Origin of the sequence: Lysinibacillus sp. UBA5994, from assembly GCF_002429725.1 — a bacterium.
Classification (GTDB): Bacteria; Bacillota; Bacilli; order Bacillales_A; family Planococcaceae; genus Lysinibacillus; species Lysinibacillus capsici.
In genome coordinates this window covers 1-20,133 of the sequence record NZ_DJAU01000059.1, presented here as the reverse complement: position 1 = coordinate 20,133, position 20,133 = coordinate 1, and the positions used below count along the sequence as shown (strand labels likewise).

Below are 20,133 nucleotides of genomic sequence, written 5' to 3'. Positions count from 1 at the left end.
GAAGCTGCTGACATGATCACTCAATCTGTTGAGAAAACAATTTCTTCTAAAGTTGTTACTTATGACTTCGCACGTTTAATGGACGGCGCTACAGAAGTGAAATGTTCAGAATTCGCTAATGAGTTAATCAAAAACCTATAATTTTCTATTCTACAATAGAATTTATCGCTAAAGCGGATGCTTTTTTCTGCCGATATAATTAGGGTGACAGTAAATTTTAATTGAATATTTACGATAAACTTGTTTAATTGAGGGAGTGAGATGGAAGTCTCCTCCCTCTTTTAAAATATATAACCTAATTTTAAAGGAGCGTATTCAAATGTCTCTGAAACGAAAAAAAATCTCAGTTATCGGTGGCGGTTTTACAGGCGCTACTGCAGCATTTTTAGCAGCTCAGAAAGAACTTGGTGACGTCGTATTAGTGGATATTCCACAAGCAGAAAACCCAACAAAGGGTAAGGCGCTAGATATGTGGGAGGCAGCACCAATACAAGGGTTTGACTCTTATGTGCAAGGTACTTCCAATTATGCAGATACGGCGAATTCTGACGTAGTGATCATTACCGCTGGTGTTGCACGTAAACCAGGTATGAGCCGTGATGACCTTGTTCAAATCAATCAGAGTGTTATGAAAACTGTTTCAAAAGAGATTGCTACGCATTCACCAAATGCTACAATCCTTGTACTGACAAACCCAGTTGATGCCATGACATACACAGTATACAAAGAAACTGGCTTCCCTAAAAACCGTGTAATTGGTCAATCAGGTGTTCTTGATACGGCTCGTTTCTGTGCATTTGTGGCAGAAGAACTTAAGATTTCAGTGAAAGATATTACTGGTTTTGTATTAGGTGGTCACGGTGACACAATGGTACCGTTAACACGTTATTCATTTGCTGGTGGTATTCCGTTAGAAACACTTATTTCTGCTGAACGTTTAGAAGAAATTGTTGACCGAACGCGTAATGGTGGAGCAGAAATTGTCAACTTACTTGGTAACGGCTCTGCCTATTATGCGCCTGCTGCGGCACTAATAGAGATGGCTGAAGCTATTGTAAAAGACCAAAAACGTATTTTACCATCTATTGCTTATTTAGAAGGCGAGTACGGCTATCATGATTTATACTTAGGTGTTCCTACATTACTTGGCGAAAACGGTATTGAAAAAATCTTTGAGCTAGAATTAACGGACAAAGAAAAAGCAGCTTTAGATCAATCGGCAGAAGCAGTTCGTAATGTGATGAAAATTTTAGTGTAGAATATCAGTCTAAGTCTTAAAACGAGTAGGGAATGTTCCTGCTCGTTTTTTTATGTTTCCAGGGTTGAGAAAGGTAAGGTTCTTCTGCTTTTCATTGTACTTTTAGCATAAAATTGATACTATGAATGTAGTATGATAGAAAAGGGGTTGGCGTATCTTTGCTTCAAAAAAATAGTAAACTTGGTCTCACAATCGATGAAATTACAGTTGGCGAGAAAATCCATATCACTGAAAAAATTGAAGATAGGGATCTATTGCTTTATTTAGGCCTTACAAACGATAGTAACCCGCTTTATATTCAACATGATTATGCGGCTATGACACCTTTTCAAAAGCCAATTGTGCCGACAATTATGTTAAATGGTATTATTACATCAGCTGTGTCAAAGTATATTCCAGGACCAGGTGCACGAATTATTGAGCAACATTTGAAATATTTAGGACCTCTCTATCATTATGAATTGTTCGATACGCTATTAGAGGTTACAGCAATCAATAAATATGACAATACCATCACTGTATCTGTCCACTCATATAATGAGCAGAAGCAGCTTGTAATTGAAGGTTTATTGCTTGTGACTCCACCACTTGCGCTATAGACGTCTTGAGATTTGAAATGGGGGTTTCAAATCACTAACGGAGGCATTAGACATGACAAAAACGATTTTAGTAATTGAAGATGAATTTTCGATTGCAACATTATTGAAATATAATTTAGAACAGGCAGGCTATGTAGTGGAAACGGCTGCTGATGGTCAGGAAGGGCTTGAAAAAGCAATCGACTTACAGCCAAATTTAATTCTTTTAGATTTGATGCTTCCAAAACTAGATGGCATGGAGGTCTGTAAACAAATACGACAACAACGTATGAATACGCCAATTATTATGCTAACTGCTAAAGATGACGAATTTGATAAAGTTCTTGGTCTTGAGTTGGGAGCAGATGATTACATGACAAAGCCTTTTAGTCCTCGTGAAGTTTTAGCGCGTGTCAAGGCTGTATTAAGACGTTTCACGCAAAATGTTGTCGCAGATGATAAGGATGAGGCGCAGGAAAAAATGTATGAGTTTGGACAATTGCGAGTGTACCCAGAGCGATTTGAAGTATTTTTACAGGATGAGGCACTGGAATTTACACCAAAAGAGTTTGAGCTACTCATCTATTTACTTGAAAATAAAAATCGTGTATTAACACGTGATCAGCTATTAAGTGCTGTATGGAAATATGATTTTGCTGGCGATACTCGAATTGTGGATGTACACATTAGCCACCTTCGCGATAAAATTGAAGAAAATAGCCGTAAGCCGATGTTTATAAAAACAATTAGAGGTCTTGGTTATAAATTTGAGGAGCCGAAAACGACATGAAATCGATGAGCAACCGCTTATTCTTGACATTCATGCTTTTACTTGGAACGATACTAGCTGTCCTAATGATTGTTATAGGTCAGCTTTTTCCTGTTTATATCGAGCAATATAACGAGCAAGCAACCACTGAGATACGGACATCAATGGACCAAGTAATCGATGAACGCAAAATGGATTTAACGAAGGAAGATCAGGAAGCTTTGTACGCAGCTCAGGCTATGGAACGAGACGAATCCTTATTGAACTATGTGCGTGCTCGCCTTTACGGAGTACTGGCTATTCTCTTTACCATCACGTTGATATTAATAGCAATTATAAGTCGTTATATGATACGTAACTTTACTGCACCGATTGATAATGTGACAGACACTGCCCTTGAGCTTGCAAAGGGTAACTATCGTGCACGTGCTCAAGAAAATGAGCATGAACGGATGATACCACTGAGTCATTCCATAAACATATTGGCACGGAATTTGCAAGATATTACAACGATACGTGAAGTAGAGGAAGAAAGACTGAAAACCTTAATTGAAAATATGGGGAGCTCCCTTATGATGATTGGTCGTGAGGGGAATATTTCCATTGTAAATCGAGTATTTCTGGAGCGCTTTGGAATGCAGCTTGATGATGTACAAGGAAAGGTTTTTCGTACAATAGGCTTACCTAAATCATTAGAACAATTTATCGATCATGTTTTTCTGACAGAAATGCCTTATCGACAACAAATTAAAATGGAAGTACAGCAAGAACTTTATAACAAAGAAGTTTATGGGGCACCGGTCATCGGGGACCACGGACGATGGCTAGGCGTTGTTATCGTTATGCATGATATAACGGAACTAGTTCGATTAGAACAAATTCGGAAAGACTTTGTTGCGAATGTATCACATGAATTACGCACACCTATTACATCTATTAAAGGCTTTTCAGAAACTTTATTGGATGGGGCCTATAAAGACGAAAAAATGCTGATTTCCTTTTTGGAGATTATATATAAAGAAAGTAATCGACTTCAAATGCTGATTCAAGATTTACTAGAGCTCTCAAAGATCGAGCAGCATGGTTTTACTGTCAATATTATGCCGATGGGCTTACAGGATGTTCTAATTCGTGGAGCAGAATTGACAGCTCCGCGATTGGATGAAAAAAATATGAGCTTCCAGGTGGATATCGAACGAGATGTCCAGGTTATGGGGGATGCCAATCGTATCATTCAGATTGTGACGAATTTAATTACCAATGCGATTACATATTCACCTGAAAACACGACTGTTTCTATTCGATTAAAGGAAAATAAAACACATGGCATTATCGAAATAGAGGATCAAGGAATTGGTATTGAAAAACATGAAATAGCGCGCGTTTTTGAAAGATTTTATCGGGTGGATCGAGCGAGAAGTCGTAATTCTGGTGGAACAGGCTTAGGCTTAGCGATTGTTAAGCATTTAGTCGAGGCGCATCATGGCCGAATTCAAGTAGAGAGTGAAGTCGGCATAGGAACTAAAATGATTGTCATGATTCCGAAAAATTAACAAATCCTTTACATGAACAACATGTTACATTCATATTTGGGCACTATACTTATTTCTAGAAACCCCCAATATGATTGTTAAGACGATGACCATAAAAATCTAATAGAAGATTTTTAACTGCTTTATATTCCCCACAGAAAGAATTTAGTGTTTTTTAGACACTAGGTTCTTTTTCTGTTTTACAGGGAACGTAAATAGGTGTAAAGTATAGTAGCATAAAGTTTAACAACCATCTTACCCGCGATTGTCTGTTAGACGAACGCTTTGACAGTCAGTGAATCAACCTTCTTATCATTCGAATCGTGTTTTCCTGACTGTTGAGGCAGAGAAAAAAATGAGAGAAGGATGACCATGAAAATCGTCAAAAGTATCGTGCAAATCGGCTATCTTTATATCCTATTATTAATCGGAAATACTATTGCACGCCTACTTCACTTGCCGATTCCAGGGAGTATAATAGGACTTGTCCTATTATTTTTACTGTTACAGTTTCATATAATCAAGCTTGAATGGATTGAATTAGGAGCAGCCGTACTATTAAGTGAACTCTTATTATTCTTTATTCCATCTGCCATTGGTGTTATTGATTATCATGCCTTATTTGGTGTGCAGGGAATGAAGGTTGTGCTGGTCATTGTTGTGAGTGCCATTGTGGTAATGTTTGTAACGGGGTATACAGCACAATGGCTAGAGCAGCGAAAGAAGGGTGATGCGATATGACTTTATTAATCGCCATTGTCAGCTTACTTGGGACCGTTGCTATTTTTTATATTTGTAAAATGTTTTATAAAAAATATAAAAAAGAATGGCTGACACCTATGCTGATTACACCTTTAGTCATTATAGGTATTTTACTACTGACAGGTATATCTTATAAATCCTACAATTCTGGAGCGAGTGTCTTAACAAATTTACTAGGACCAGCAACCGTTGCGTTTGCCGTTCCTATATATAAAAATGTCAACCTATTAAAAAAACACGCATTTGAAATTTTCATCAGCATTGCTGTTGGTTCAGCGGTTGCTATTGTGTCATCCTTTATGATGGCTCTATTGGTGGGCTTAAATGATGAGTTGGTGCATAGTTTAGTGCCACGTTCTGTAACAACACCTATTGCGATGGATATTTCGAATATGATTGGTGGTTCTCCTACGCTTACAGCTGTTTTCGTTATGACGACTGGTATTTTAGGAAGCTTGTTAGCACCAATCGTTATCAAAGTATGTCGTTTTCACAGACCTTCATCTAGAGGATTAATGCTTGGTATGGGTGCTCATGGAACGGGTACATCAAAAGCATTTGAATTTGGAGAGCTAGAAGGCACATTTGCTAGTCTAGCGATGATCGTTGCTGCATTAATTAGTATTGTATTATCCACTACCATTTTCCCAGTATTTGAACATCTGGTTATCAATATCCTGTTGCCCTAAAGGTAACAGGATTTTTTTGCATTGATAAGCTTTTGTTAAGAGTGAGATACAGAGGATTCTGTCCTTTACAATCATTATATGAAAATATTTTGAAACTTTTTATAAGGGTTCACCGTAAACAATAGTACTAAGCAAAAGGAGGAACAGACATGAGTGTGAAAAGGACACTAATGATTGTTGGACTTGGAATATTTGGAATTATTGCACTTATTACAGTTTTTACTTCATGGTACACGGTAGATGAATCAGAGCAAGCTGTGGTTATTACATTTGGTCGTGCCGATGATACAGTAACAAATCCAGGTCTTCATTTTAAATTACCTTGGCCCGTCCAATCCGTAGAAATTTTGTCAAAAGAAACGTTTAGTCTGCAATTTGGTTATAAGCAAAATAAAGCAGGTGAGTTAGAGGCATACGATGCCGAAACAAAAATGATTACGGGGGATGAAAATATTGTCTTAACAGACCTTGTTGTTCAATGGAAAATTACAGAGCCTAATAAGTTTTTATTTAATTCGCAGGATCCAGAAAGAATATTACATAGCGCGACATCGAGTGCCATTCGTTCTATAATCGGAAGCTCTTCTATCGATGCAGCGTTAACAGAAGGTAAAGCTGACATCGAAGCAAATACTCGCCAATTATTAGTTTCTCTTATTGAAAAATACGATATTGGAATAAGCGTTTTAGGTGTGAAATTGCAAGATGTAGAATTGCCAAATAAAGATGTGCGTGCTGCATTCACTGCTGTAACAGATGCACGTGAAATGAAAAATACAAAAATAAATGAAGCTGAAAAATATGAAAACCAACGCATTAGTGAAGCTGAAGGCGAACGTGATGCTATTATGTCGAAAGCAAAAGGAACTAAAACAGCCCGTATCGAGCAAGCACAAGGGGATGTAGCGGTCTTTAATAAAATGTATGAGCAATACAAGGGCAATCAGCAAATTACACGAGAGCGGTTAATTATAGAGACGCTTGAAAATGTCCTACCGAAAGCACAAATTTACATTATGAATGATGATGGTAGTACGATGAAGTATTTACCACTTCAGCAACTACAGCCTCAACAGTCGCAACAGACACAAACAGAGAAAAAAGAGGGGAGCGGTAACTAATGGACCAAAAAAATAAGGATCTAGAAAAATTCCTCAATTTCTTATCTGGCAAAAGTAAAAAAGCTGCTCCTTCAGAAGGTGATTCGGGAGACAATGTAGTTAAAATGTCGAAGAAAGGACCGAAGAATCCTAAAAAATATATCTCTCTAGCTGTAACCTTAACGGTCATATTCGCTCTAGTGATTACTTTATTAACGAATATTTATATAGTTAAAGAATCAGAGTATGCTGTTGTTCGGCAGTTTGGAGAGGTTGTTAAGTTTGAGCGTGAACCAGGTTTAAATATGAAAATTCCTTTTATTCAAAGTGTTACAAAGTTACCAAAAAACCAAATGACATATGAGATTTCGGAAGAAGAGATTAATACAAAGGATAAAAAACGAATTATTATTGATAATTATGCTGTATGGCGTATTACGGATCCTAAGCTATTGATTTCGAATGCTGGTACGATAGAAAAAGTTGAATCACGTATGGAAGAGTTCATTTATTCTGTTATTCGCTCTGAACTTGGCCGAATTAACTATACGGAGATTATAAATGATGAGGATTCTTCTCGAGGCAGCATAAATGATCAAGTAACTGAACGTGTTAATGAACTTCTTTCCAATGATAACTATGGTATTGAAGTAGTAGATGTACGTATACGTCGCATTGATTTACCAACTGAAAATGAACAATCCGTTTTTACGAATATGATTTCAGATCGTGAATCAATTGCACAAAAGTATCTTTCAGAGGGAGATGCACAGAAACGTCGTATTGAGGCACAAACGGATCAACACGTACAAGAAATGCTTGCTAAAGCAAGTAAAGAAGCTGCTTTAATTCAAGCTGAAGGAGAAGCAGAGGCTGCAAAGATTTACAATAAATCTTTCTCTCAAGATCCTGAATTTTATTCTTTATACCGCACATTAGAATCCTATAAGAAAACGGTTGGGGAAGATACGGTTATTATCTTGCCAGCTACTTCACCATATGCCAACATCTTGTCTGGTTATATTAAATAAACGCAGTTTAAAGTCGTCTCTGTCTTGAAGGAGACGACTTTTTTGTTGCACAAATTATAACTATCCGTGAAATCGAATTATTATAGTATGAAAATAATAGAAATTTATAAGTTTGTATTCCCGAATCAGCTATAATTTGATAGAATGATAATGTTTAAAAAAGAATAGTTGGGGGTAAGGGCTTTGAAATTACAAATTAGCAAATGGCTCCAAAATTTAGGGATTGCTTGTAGTATAGCTTCGATATTAACACTTTTCTACCGTCTATCCGATTTTTCGTGGGTGACGAAAAGTGTTTATCATATACCAGTATTTTTTGTTTGTATCTTTTTAATCAGTATCATTATTGCAGATGATGTAAGAAACCTTTTTAAGAAATTATTTTGGTATGAAAAAAGAAAGGTCAAGCGTCCTATTTGGCAAGTTGGAATTGGCTTAATCTTCTTTTTGGCACAAATTAGTACAGTAATGGTATTTAATCAAGAGCTAACATATCCACAATTAGGCGGCATGCCGTTATTTCTTGTGTTTGCTTTTATGAATGCATTTATATTAACTGTCATCTATGAAGAAGTTTTTTATCGTACTTCAAATCAATAACAACTATTAAGAACTTTCATTTACAGGAGACTTGTCCTTGAATGAAAGTTTTTGCTTTTTAGTAATGGATGTAATACGTCTTATGCCTTGTAAATACGTAAATTATTAACATTTGTCAGTATTGCCCTTATTTAATCTGTAGTACAGTCAAGTTATTGAGAATAGTCAATGACTAAACTTGATAGGCAGATGCATACATACCATATTGAATTTTTTAACCTAGTTTTAACCTTTAGTATGTATGATAAGCAAAGATTCATTTTAATAGGAGGTAATAAAGATGAAAAAGGTCGTGTTTGGAAGTGCTTTAGCAGTCGGATTATTATTTAGTGGGGCAGGGCAATCCTCTGCTAATAGCCTAATTCAACCAATTGATATTCAAGGCATGGATCTAGAATCAGCATTACAAGCAGTCCAATCACAGCGAGCACAGCTGTTAGAAAATCAGCTTAAGGATCAACTAGAGGATGTTCAACAACGAAATCAACAGCTAGCTGATTTGAATGCACAGCAAGGTCAAATGGATATGCTCCGTTTACAAAGCATGAATAGTAAACGAAATGAGGCTTTTGATGTAATGACTAATTTTGTAAAAAAAATGCAGGATAGTCGTTCATCTATTATAGGTAATATGCGTTAAGGAGTTAAAATATTTTAAACAAGTCAACCGCTGCGCGCGGTTGGCTTTTTTGAATGAATAGGATTGCTAAAGTAGCGGATAAAGTCTTAAAAGTGGTGGATAAACCATTAAAAATAATGGATAGCCTTGAGGGTGGACGCCTGCTTTTTTTACTTGAAATGTATTGTTATGATAAAGTAGAAGAAGAAGACAACGCAGGAGGATAAAATCATGACCAAGGAAAAATTACTATTATTGGACGGTAATAGTTTAGCATATCGCGCGTTTTTTGCGTTGCCATTGCTAACGAATGATAGTGGCATTCATACTAATGCTGTATACGGCTTTACAACAATGCTACAAAGAATATTAGAGGAAGAACAGCCAACCAAAATATTGGTTGCTTTTGATGCTGGGAAAACAACATTCCGCCATGAAACCTTTACAGAATATAAAGGAGGACGTCAAAAGACACCACCAGAATTATCAGAGCAATTTCCTTATTTACGAAAGCTCATTGATGCGTATGGTATTAAGCAATATGAGCAGGAGTTATATGAAGCGGATGATATTATCGGAACGCTTGCTAAAGAGGCTTCGTCGCAGGATATGGATGTTATCATCGTTTCTGGAGACCGTGATTTAACTCAGCTGGCGACAGAGCAAGTAACCGTTTATATAACGAAAAAAGGTATTACGGAAATAGAGAAAAATACACCAGCCTTTATTGCGGAAAAGTATGGGTTAACGCCGCTCCAAATTATTGATATGAAAGGCTTGATGGGGGATTCCTCCGATAATATTCCTGGTGTACCAGGCGTCGGGGAAAAAACGGCTGTAAAATTATTAAAAGAGCATGGCTCCGTTGAAGCACTTTATGAAGCAATGGATACATTGAAAGCTTCTAAAATGAAGGAAAAGCTTGTAGCTAATGAAGAGCAAGCCATCATGAGTAAGAAGCTGGCAACGATTTATACGGATGCTCCAATCACCATTTCACTGGCTGATCTTGCATATAATGGGCCAAAAGAAGATGAATTAATCAATGTGTGGCGTGAGCTTGGCTTTAAATCGCTGCTTGATAAAAGTGACTTTACAGTGCAAGAAGAAGAACAGGCGCCTCTCGATTATGACCTTGTCCAGGAAGTTCGACCTGAGGATTTAAAAGACGTGATGGCTGTGCATGTAGAGCTTGAAAACGAGCACTATCATACTTGTCAGCAGCTGGGAATTGCCTTATCAGATGGCGTAAAGACGCAATATATTCCATTTGATAAAGCAGCAAAATCAGATATTCTCCGTCGTTGGCTTGAAGATGCCACAAAAATAAAATATATGTCCGATTCTAAGGCAGCTCAAGCATCATTAAAGCGAGCTGGAATTCAATTAGCTGGCGTTGACTTTGATTTGCTACTTGCCTCTTATATTAATAATCCAGCATTAAGTGGCGATGATATCGCAACACTTGCAAGGGAATTAGGCTACTATGATGTCCAAGCAGATGAAGCGGTATATGGAAAAGGTGCCAAGCGTGCAATACCTGATTTGGACCAACTTGCACAGCATGTTAGCCGTAAAGCTTTTGCAGTATGGTCATTACAGCCGAAACTGGAAGCCTTATTAAAGGAAAATGAACAATTCGATCTTTATAAAAACCTAGAGCTACCATTGGCAGGAATTTTAGGTGAAATGGAAAGCGAAGGGATTACGGTTAACCGCGCTACGTTAGAGAAAATGGGGCAAGAGCTTAATGATAAACTTGTAGTAATTGAGCAAGAAATTTATGCAGAAGCTGGAGAAACCTTTAATATTAATTCACCAAAACAATTAGGTGTGATTCTATTCGATAAGCTAGGGCTACCTGTGATTAAAAAGACTAAGACAGGCTATTCAACTGCTGCAGATGTCCTAGAAAAATTACAGTCAGAGCATGCTATCATCGAACATATTCTGTTGTATCGCCAACTTGGAAAATTACAATCCACATATATTGAAGGCTTACTAAAGGAGATTCATGTATCAGATAGTAAAGTGCATACGCGCTTCCAGCAAGCTTTAACTGCAACAGGGCGTTTAAGCTCAACAGATCCGAATTTACAAAACATCCCAATTCGTTTGGAGGAGGGCCGCAAAATTCGTCAAGCCTTTGTACCTTCAAAAGAGGATTGGATATTATTTTCTGCTGACTATTCGCAAATTGAATTACGCGTTCTTGCACATATGTCAGAAGATAAAAACCTTGTTGAGGCTTTCCGTGAAGGAATGGACGTTCATACACGTACAGCTATGGATGTATTTCATGTGTCAGAAGATGAGGTTGATAGTAATATGCGTCGCGCAGCGAAAGCTGTTAACTTTGGAATAGTCTACGGTATTAGTGATTATGGTCTATCACAAAACTTAGATATTACACGTAAGGAAGCGGCTAATTTTATTGAAAAGTATTTCGCAAGTTTCCCTGGTGTAAAACAGTACATGGATGACATTGTACAAAATGCGAAATTTAATGGTTATGTGACAACGATATTAAATAGACGCCGTTATTTACCGGATATAACAAGCTCAAACTTTAATTTAAGAAGCTTTGCTGAGCGTACGGCGATGAATACGCCAATTCAAGGTAGTGCAGCTGATATCATTAAAAAGGCAATGATTGATATGGATGCTCGATTGAAAAAAGAAAAGATGCAGGCAAAACTGCTACTTCAAGTGCACGATGAGCTAATCTTTGAGGCACCAAAGGAAGAGATTGCCTTACTCGAAAAAATTGTACCTGAAGTCATGGAAAACGCTATTGAGCTTGCTGTACCGCTTAAAGTAGATTTTAACCATGGCTCAACTTGGTACGAGGCAAAATAAGGAGGGATTCAAATGCCTGAATTACCAGAGGTAGAGGGTGTCGTCCAGGCATTGAAGCCAACAGTTGAAGGACGTACCATTCAACAGGTTCAGCTTTCTGAACGAGTACATTTCTCTTTTAGTGAGGGTAAACAATGTATTGTCAAACAAGCAGCGCCTGATGCATTTGAAAGTACTTTGTCCCAGATGACCATTACCAAAATTGAACGAAGAGCAAAATATATTTTCTTTCATTTGCTGAAGGATGATGTTCCATATGTTCTTGTTAGTCACTTAGGGATGACAGGTGCTTGGTTTGTTGTGAATTCACCCGAAGAAATCAATGAGGCGAAATTTCAAAAGCATATCCATGCGACATTTGAAATGGCAGATGGGGGATACTTGATTTATTCAGATATTCGTCGATTCGGTGAACTTCGTTTTCTGACAAAAATTGAAGATCATGCACCATTGACAAAAATGGCACCAGAGCCATTTGATGAGCATGCATGTGATTTTTTTATAACAAAATCTAAGCTACCGAAATATGAAAATAAAGCCGTAAAAGAAGTAATTATGGATGGGCAAGTCATTTCGGGCTGTGGCAATATTTATGCAACAGAGGCATTGTTTGCTCAGAAAATTCACCCTGCACGCAAAATGAGCCGCATTAGTGAAAAGCGGAAGCGAGCATTATTTGAGGAGATTGTTGCTGTCCTACGTCAAAGCATTGAAGCGGGTGGTTCAACTATTTCTGATTATCGGAATATTAATGGGGAAGCAGGGAGTATGCAGAATCGATTAAAAATGTATGGGAAAAAGGTATGTCCAGCATGTGAAACGGCAACAAGTCAAATGACAATTGGAGGGCGTACCTCTGTCTATTGCCCAAATTGTCAACATTAAAGGGGATTTAGCAATGATTATCGGACTAACAGGAAGTATTGCAAGTGGAAAAAGTACAGTAGCTAAAATGATGAGCGAACTGGGTTTACCGATTGTTGATGCAGATGTTGTAGCACGAGATGTCGTAGAACCAGGAACTGAAACATTAGCATTGATTGCTGAAAGCTTCGGACAAGCTATCTTGCTTGAGGACGGCAATTTAAATCGAACTTTGCTGGGAGATATCATATTTCATGAGCCTGCCAAACGCAAAACGTTAAATGATATCATGCATCCAGCAATCAGAAAAGAAATGTTACGTCAGCGTGATGCTTATTTAGAAGCAGGACATGAACATGTTGTGATGGACATTCCTTTGTTATTTGAGAGTAAGCTTCAACATTTTGTGGAACGTATCATTGTGGTATCGGTCAGTGAAGAAGTTCAGCTTCGACGTTTAATGGAACGTAATAATTTATCTAAAGAAGATGCATTGGCACGTATGCACTCTCAACTGCCGATGTCTGTCAAAGAAAAGGGTGCACATGCGGTCATTTATAATAATGAAAATATAGAAAGTACAGAAGAACAATTAAAAAAAATCCTGCATTATTGGGGTGTTATTTCATGAGTTCTTTTATAAATGCGTAGCAAGCCGACCTTGCTACGCATTTTTTTATGGGGAAACGCCATAATAAAGAATAATTTTTCAGAAAATAAGAACTTTTATATTCTCAATATATAATGTTCATCTTTTTTAAAATTGTGTTATACTAATCACCATAAAGTATATAATTAATTAATCTGAGTATGTACTCACAGGAGGATATTATAAATGACAGTATCAATTGCTATTAATGGTTTCGGACGTATCGGACGTATGGTTTTCCGCCAGGCTATCGTACAACAAGATTTAAACATCGTTGCAATTAACGCTAGCTATCCTGCAGAAACGTTAGCACATTTGATTAAGTATGACACAAATCACGGAACATTTGAAGGTACGGTAGAACCAGCAGGCGATGCTTTAGTTGTAAATGGTAAACGAGTTCAAATTATTAGTGAACGTGATCCTTTAAAATTACCTTGGTCTACAATGGGTGTAGATATCGTTATTGAAGCTACAGGAAAATTTAATGAGCGTGATAAAGCAGCGATGCACTTAGCAGCTGGCGCGAAAAAAGTAATTTTAACAGCACCAGGTAAAAACGAGGATGTCACAATTGTTTTAGGTGTAAATGATGACAAATTGGATATTGCGAAACATGATGTTATTTCAAATGCTTCTTGTACAACAAACTGCTTAGCGCCAGTAGCAAAAGTATTGAATGACACATTTGGTATTGAGAATGGTTTAATGACAACAGTTCATGCTTATACAAATGACCAAAAGAACTTAGACAATCCGCATAAAGATTTACGTCGTGCACGTGGATGCGCCCAATCCATTATCCCAACATCTACAGGTGCAGCGAAAGCCTTAAAATTAGTGTTACCTGAATTAGAGGGTAAAATTCATGGTATGGCACTTCGTGTTCCAACACCAAACGTATCTTTAGTTGACCTTGTAGTAGATTTAAATACAGATGTAACAGTTGATGCAGTTAATGCAGCATTTGTAAAAGCGGCAACAGAAGGTCCAATGAAGGGTATCCTTAATTTCTCTGTTGAGCCATTAGTATCTTCTGATTACAATACAACAACTTATTCTTCAACAGTTGATGGACTTTCTACAATGGTGTTAGGCAACCGCAAAGTAAAAGTACTTGCTTGGTATGATAACGAGTGGGGCTACTCTGCACGCGTTGTTGACCTTGTGAAAAAAGTGGCAAATGCTTTGGAAACTGTAAACGCGTAATAATTTCTATAGATAGCACATTGAAATCGAAAAGGTTTCAATGTGCTCTTTTTTTACAGAAACTTTTCTTGTACTTCAGGTGCTTTAGATTTATCATGAGCCCACAAACGTGAATGCACTTTTCTTACATGTAGGAAATTTGTTATAATAGATATATTAAATTGTTGTAAACCAGGAGAGTAATTATATGAGATGTCCATCTTGCCAATTTAACGGAACGCGTGTTGTGGATTCGAGGCCAGTAGATGATAATAAAGAAATTCGTAGACGTCGTGAATGTGAGTCATGTGGCTTCCGTTTTACAACGTTTGAAAAAATTGAAGAGACACCATTAGTCGTTGTGAAAAAGGAAGGTTCACGAGAAGAGTTTAGCCGTGAGAAGGTACTTCGTGGGCTTATTCGTGCTTGTGAAAAACGCCCAGTGGCACTTGATGTGCTGGAGGAACTTGTTCTGTCCATTGAAAAAGATCTTCGTCGTATTGGAAATTCGGAAGTACGCTCAGAAGATGTTGGCGAAATGGTCATGGACCGCTTAGCCAAAATTGATGAGGTTGCCTATGTGCGTTTTGCGTCGGTCTACCGTCAGTTTAAAGATATCAATGTCTTTATTGAAGAAATAAAGGACATTATTCAACGTCAAACGGAGAAGAAATCATAGCAAACAGAGAGGATGAATGACGTTGATTCATTTATATAAGGAATTGCAGCCTGGCGATCCTTTTGACATTCGTCTACCTCATGCATTTTCTACACAAGAGCGTCAATTAGTTACATTATTTTATCAACCATTAACGGGATCAGAGCCAGTTAGCCTCTATTTAACATTATGGGCAGAAGCAGAGCAAATGCCAAAGCAGCAAATGACACATTATTATTTAATGAATGTGCTAGGGCTACCAATTGGTAAAGTGTTTGAGGCTCGTATTGCTTTAGAAGCTATTGGTTTGCTGCGTACATGGAAAAAAGAAAATGCTGGTGAGCGGAGTTTTTTATATGAGCTACAGCGCCCATTAGATGCAGATAGCTTTATGAAAGACCCGCTGCTGTCGATGTTTTTGTTTAGTAAAATTGGAGAGCAGGCTTATCGCAACTTACGTCAGCGCTTTATGTCACCTGTAAAGGACTCGGCGTTTAAGGATGTATCTCGTGCTTTTATTGATGTCTATAAGCCTGTTCATGCCAATATCCCATCAGATTTACAAGTGGATACGAGTCATAAGGATAAACAACAAAAAGTATATCCTTTTTATTTGGAGCAATTCGATTTTGATTTATTGCAAGCAGGTTTGTCTGAGCAATTGGTACCTTCCAATTTGTTGACATTTGAAGTGCGTGAAGCTATAGCCAAGTTGGCATTTTTATATCATTTAACAGCCCTTGATATGCAAAAAGTAGTCATACTTGCTTTAGATGATGATTTAGGAATTTCTCAGGAACGTTTACGAAAGGCTGCTGCTGATTTTTATAAATTAACCGTATCCAAGGAGCCGCCAAAACTTGCCCGTGTCACCGATCCTCTACCAGTAGCAGAAGCGGGACAAAAAACGAAGGATCAGGAACTTCAACACTATTTAGAAACAACGGCACCTGTCCAAGTTTTAAGAGATATAAATAATGGTAAAGAACCATTACAAACCTCAGTCCAACTTGCAGAAAATTTAATCGTTCAACATGGCATGCCAATTGGAGTGGTTAATGCATTGTTAGAATACGTTATGCTAACAACAGATATGAAGCTCCCTAAAAAATATGTGGAAACGATTGCTGATCATTGGGTACGAAAAAATGTCCAGACCGCTAAGGAAGCAATGGAACTTGCACGTCAAGAGCATGATAAATATACAGCTTGGAAAAACAAGCCGCAAACGTCCAATAAAACGAGTCAACAGACAAAAGGACGTTCAAGATATCAACGTGAAGAAAAAGTGCCTGAATGGTTCTATAAACGAAATGACAATCAAGAGGAATCTACCTCTAGTACTATAGATTTTGAAAAAGAGCGACAAAAAATATTAGAGATGCTAGGAAAAAGCGAATAGTAAAGAAGGTGAGCAGTAATCGAACCTATAAATGGACCACTAAAGCGAGCAATTAATGTACCCTCGTTCCAAGAACGCTATGAAGCCATGCGACGTGAAATTTTAGAGCACCCGCATGTGCAGGAATTTTTAGCGCAGCATGCAGATGAATTAAACTATGACAATGTTGAGCGAAATTTACCTAAACTGCATGAGTTTATTAGTCAATCTACTGAGTGCTGTGGGTGTGATAATACCGAACATTGTACAAACTATTTAAAAGGATTCATCCCGACATTAAGGGTTGTTCGGAATTCTATTGAAATGGACTATGTGCGCTGTGAGCAAAAGATTAGGGAAGAAGAACGCCGAGATGTTGCGAATATGATTGCAAGTATGCATATGCCAAAAGATGTGCTACAAGCAACAATTCATGATTTAAGTATTGATGATGAATCACGTGTGGCGATTGCACAAAAAGCAGCTCAATTTGTTAAAATAACAAAAGAAACTGGTCAATTACCTGCAAAAGGTTTTTACCTATATGGTAAATTTGGTGTAGGGAAATCCTTTGTACTTGGTGCATTGGCCAATGAATTAGCATCTATTAAAATCCGCTCTGTGGTAGTTTTCGTTCCAGAATTTTTACGAGAAATGAAAAATGCCATTGGCGATAATACATTGAATGAGAAAATAGATTATATTAAAAAGGCTCCTGTCTTAATGCTAGATGATTTAGGTGCGGAGACAATGACTGCCTGGACACGTGATGAAATATTGGGGACTATTTTCCATTATCGGATGGCAGAGCAATTGCCAACTTTTATTACGTCTAATTTTAACTATGAAGAATTAGAGCATCACTTAGCTCAGTCACAAAAAGGTGATATTGAGGTTGTTAAAGCGGGACGAATTATGGAGCGAATTAAAGCCCTAACAGTGCCGATCGAAATGCGAGGCAAAAATCGTCGGATGTAACATTGATAGTTGCATTTTTCGACAATCGAGCGTATACTGACTCATATACTTAATATCAATATGCATTGATGAGGACATGAATTTTGTGTATCAGCTTTTAGAGAGGGAAGTCATCGGCTGAAAACTTCCTAGTATGGGCACATTATTTACTACCTACTGAGCAGCGAAAGGGATAATCTTTCGCCGGTCCCTAGCCCGTTAGCTAGCCTTGAGCTTCGTCTGACTTTATGTAAGTCGGAAGGAAGAAGGGTGGAACCACGAGCATACGCTTCGTCCCTTTTGTGAGGGATGGAGCTTTTTTTATTTTTCTTAGATTTCATTGAAATAGTGGTGGATCCGCTCATATAGGGGATAAGTCGCTCGCGAAAGTGGTAAATTCGCTCATAGAGAGTAAGAAACCGCTCAGAAACATGAAGATGCCGCTCCGATTGAACAGAGAAATGCTTAAAAAAGCAATGACTCCGCTCAAACCAAGCCGTAGAGTCACACAAACATTGCTCCAGCCAATCATCAAGCATTATGTATTTATCAAAAACAAAGGAGTGCAAAGGATATGTCAGAAATGATTAAATTAACTTTCCCAGATGGCGCTGTAAAGGAATTTGCAAAAGGCACATCAACTGATGACGTAGCATTATCTATTAGCCCTGGCTTACGGAAAAAAGCGTATGCAGGTAAAATTAATGGTGTGTTAGTAGATTTAAAAACACCAATTGAAGAGGATTCAACAATTGCAATCATTACACAAGATGATGAGGCAGCACTTGAAATTTTACGTCACTCAACTGCCCATTTAACAGCGCAAGCTATTAAACGTCTATTCCCAGATGTAAAGCTTGGTATTGGTCCAGTAATTGAAGGTGGTTTCTACTATGATATCGACTCACCAACACCAATCACTGCTGAAGATCTACCAGCCATTGAAAAAGAAATGAAGAAAATTATTGCTGAAAACCTTGAGGTAGAACGCAAAAATGTAAGCCGTGCAGAAGCACAAGCCCTTTATGAAGAAATTGGCGATGAGTATAAATTAGAATTACTTGAAGCCATTCCTGCAGATGAGCAAGTATCTATTTATTATCAAGGCGAGTTTTTTGATCTTTGCCGTGGTATCCACGTACCATCTACGGGTAAACTTCGTGAATTCAAGCTTTTATCATTAGCGGGTGCTTACTGGAGAGGGAACTCTGATAACAAAATGTTACAACGTATTTATGGTACAGCGTTCTTCAAAAAAGAGGAATTAAAACACCACCTTCAAATGCTAGAAGAAGCAAAAGAACGTGATCACCGTAAAATCGGAAAAGAATTAGAACTGTTTACAACTTCCCAAAAGGTTGGCCAAGGTTTACCACTTTGGTTACCAAATGGTGCAACAATTCGTCGTGTTATTGAACGTTATATTGTCGATAAAGAATTATCACTTGGCTATAAGCACGTTTATACACCAGTATTAGGTTCTAAAGAGCTTTATCAAACTTCTGGTCACTGGGATCATTATCAAGATTCAATTTTCCCACCAATGGAAATGGATAATGAAACATTAATTATGCGTCCAATGAACTGTCCTCACCATATGATGGTGTACAAAAACAGCATGCATTCATATCGTAACCTACCATTGCGTATTGCAGAGCTTGGCACAATGCACCGTTACGAAATGTCAGGGGCTGTTTCAGGCTTACAACGTGTTCGTGGGATGACATTAAATGATGCCCATATTTTTGTTCGCCCAGATCAAATTAAAGCGGAATTCCAAAAAGTAGTACAGTTAATTTTAGAGGTTTATAAAGATTTCGATCTTAATGATTACTCATTCCGTTTATCTTATCGCGACCCAGCAGATACTGAGAAATACTTCGATGATGATGCAATGTGGGAAAAAGCACAAAGTATGCTAAAAGAAGCAATGGATGAACTTGGCTTAGACTACTTTGAAGCGGAAGGTGAGGCTGCATTCTATGGTCCTAAACTTGACGTTCAAGTAAAAACAGCGATTGGTAAAGAAGAGACTTTATCTACAGTTCAATTAGACTTCTTATTACCAGAACGCTTCGACCTAACTTATGTTGGGGAAGATGGTAAGCCTCATCGTCCAGTTGTTATCCACCGTGGTGTTGTATCAACAATGGAACGTTTTGTTGCCTTCTTAATTGAAGAATACAAAGGAGCATTCCCAACTTGGTTAGCACCAGTACAAGTTGAAGTTATTCCAGTATCGAATGAAGCTCACTTCGACTATGCAAAGCAAATTGAAGAGCAACTTACAGCGGCTGGTTTACGTGTCGAAATGGATGATCGTGAAGAGAAATTAGGCTATAAAATCCGTGAAGCACAAATGAAAAAGATTCCTTATATGCTTGTTATCGGGGATAAAGAGGTAGAGGCAAATGGCGTAAATGTGCGACGTTATGGCTCGAAAGATTCCGAAACAATTAGCTTTGAGGATTTCCTAGCAGCTATTAAAGCAGAAATTACAAAATAAGCTTCAACGAGAAACCCTTGCTTGCCAAAGTGAGGGTTTCTGTATAAAATAAATCTTGCATTTGTATAGAATAGCTTCATTTTGGTTATGTTAGCACTGATAAGAAAATAAATATTTGACAGCTTATCATATA

19 protein-coding genes and 1 pseudogene are annotated in these 20,133 nt (G+C 37.7%); all 20 read left to right on the top strand.

The window, feature by feature from the left end:
• Positions 1-141, top strand: a pseudogene (locus tag B3D98_RS20590) (isocitrate/isopropylmalate family dehydrogenase); the annotation flags it as partial.
• A gap of 178 nt (positions 142-319) precedes the next feature.
• Positions 320-1,258, top strand: coding sequence for a malate dehydrogenase (mdh, locus tag B3D98_RS20585; RefSeq protein ID WP_004226243.1), 939 nt, complete (start codon positions 320-322; stop codon positions 1,256-1,258).
• Between the two features lie 158 nt (positions 1,259-1,416).
• Complete coding sequence (locus B3D98_RS20580; protein ID WP_004226245.1) at positions 1,417-1,857, top strand: MaoC/PaaZ C-terminal domain-containing protein; 441 nt, start codon at positions 1,417-1,419, stop codon at positions 1,855-1,857.
• 52 nt (positions 1,858-1,909) lie between these two features.
• Entirely contained in the window at positions 1,910-2,626 is a 717-nt protein-coding gene (locus B3D98_RS20575; protein ID WP_016993215.1) for a response regulator transcription factor, read from the top strand.
• Positions 2,623-4,158, top strand: a complete 1,536-nt coding sequence (gene pnpS, locus B3D98_RS20570; protein ID WP_288585748.1) for a two-component system histidine kinase PnpS — start codon at positions 2,623-2,625, stop codon at positions 4,156-4,158. Before B3D98_RS20575 ends, pnpS begins: the two co-directional genes overlap by 4 nt.
• Before the next feature lie 351 nt (positions 4,159-4,509).
• On the top strand, positions 4,510-4,878 hold the full coding sequence (locus tag B3D98_RS20565) for a CidA/LrgA family holin-like protein (protein WP_048393586.1): 369 nt from the start codon (positions 4,510-4,512) through the stop codon (positions 4,876-4,878).
• Entirely contained in the window at positions 4,875-5,588 is a 714-nt protein-coding gene (locus tag B3D98_RS20560) for an LrgB family protein (RefSeq protein WP_004226253.1), read from the top strand. Before B3D98_RS20565 ends, B3D98_RS20560 begins: the two co-directional genes overlap by 4 nt.
• A gap of 149 nt (positions 5,589-5,737) precedes the next feature.
• Positions 5,738-6,709, top strand: a complete 972-nt coding sequence (hflK, locus tag B3D98_RS20555; protein WP_048393591.1) for an FtsH protease activity modulator HflK — start codon at positions 5,738-5,740, stop codon at positions 6,707-6,709.
• Positions 6,709-7,719: a protease modulator HflC gene (hflC, locus tag B3D98_RS20550; RefSeq protein WP_048393593.1), complete on the top strand. Its 1,011-nt coding sequence runs from the start codon at positions 6,709-6,711 to the stop codon at positions 7,717-7,719. Before hflK ends, hflC begins: the two co-directional genes overlap by 1 nt.
• 183 nt (positions 7,720-7,902) lie before the next feature.
• The gene (locus tag B3D98_RS20545) at positions 7,903-8,319 is read left to right on the top strand and encodes a hypothetical protein (protein WP_048393595.1); all 417 of its coding nucleotides are present in this window, start codon (positions 7,903-7,905) and stop codon (positions 8,317-8,319) included.
• A gap of 280 nt (positions 8,320-8,599) precedes the next feature.
• Positions 8,600-8,959: a hypothetical protein gene (locus B3D98_RS20540; protein WP_048393597.1), complete on the top strand. Its 360-nt coding sequence runs from the start codon at positions 8,600-8,602 to the stop codon at positions 8,957-8,959.
• Positions 8,960-9,012: 53 nt separating this feature from the next.
• On the top strand, positions 9,013-9,165 hold the full coding sequence (locus tag B3D98_RS20535) for a hypothetical protein (protein ID WP_288585734.1): 153 nt from the start codon (positions 9,013-9,015) through the stop codon (positions 9,163-9,165).
• A 4-nt stretch (positions 9,166-9,169) separates the two neighbouring features.
• Positions 9,170-11,797 (top strand): DNA polymerase I, encoded by a 2,628-nt coding sequence (gene polA / locus B3D98_RS20530; RefSeq protein ID WP_115674491.1) that lies wholly within the window; start codon positions 9,170-9,172, stop codon positions 11,795-11,797.
• 12 nt (positions 11,798-11,809) lie between these two features.
• Positions 11,810-12,682: a bifunctional DNA-formamidopyrimidine glycosylase/DNA-(apurinic or apyrimidinic site) lyase gene (gene mutM / locus B3D98_RS20525; RefSeq protein WP_048393602.1), complete on the top strand. Its 873-nt coding sequence runs from the start codon at positions 11,810-11,812 to the stop codon at positions 12,680-12,682.
• Positions 12,683-12,695: 13 nt separating this feature from the next.
• On the top strand, positions 12,696-13,292 hold the full coding sequence (gene coaE / locus B3D98_RS20520; RefSeq protein WP_288585728.1) for a dephospho-CoA kinase: 597 nt from the start codon (positions 12,696-12,698) through the stop codon (positions 13,290-13,292).
• 204 nt (positions 13,293-13,496) lie between these two features.
• A complete protein-coding gene (locus tag B3D98_RS20515; RefSeq protein WP_004226274.1) occupies positions 13,497-14,519 on the top strand; it encodes a glyceraldehyde-3-phosphate dehydrogenase in 1,023 nt (340 codons plus the stop codon).
• Between the two features lie 187 nt (positions 14,520-14,706).
• A complete protein-coding gene (gene nrdR, locus B3D98_RS20510; protein ID WP_004226277.1) occupies positions 14,707-15,177 on the top strand; it encodes a transcriptional regulator NrdR in 471 nt (156 codons plus the stop codon).
• A 16-nt stretch (positions 15,178-15,193) separates the two neighbouring features.
• Complete coding sequence (locus B3D98_RS20505; RefSeq protein WP_048393607.1) at positions 15,194-16,558, top strand: replication initiation and membrane attachment family protein; 1,365 nt, start codon at positions 15,194-15,196, stop codon at positions 16,556-16,558.
• A 27-nt stretch (positions 16,559-16,585) separates the two neighbouring features.
• A complete protein-coding gene (dnaI, locus tag B3D98_RS20500) occupies positions 16,586-17,515 on the top strand; it encodes a primosomal protein DnaI (protein WP_255349866.1) in 930 nt (309 codons plus the stop codon).
• A 553-nt stretch (positions 17,516-18,068) separates the two neighbouring features.
• Positions 18,069-20,000, top strand: a complete 1,932-nt coding sequence (thrS, locus tag B3D98_RS20495) for a threonine--tRNA ligase (protein WP_288585724.1) — start codon at positions 18,069-18,071, stop codon at positions 19,998-20,000.
• The last annotated feature ends 133 nt before the right edge of the window (positions 20,001-20,133 follow it).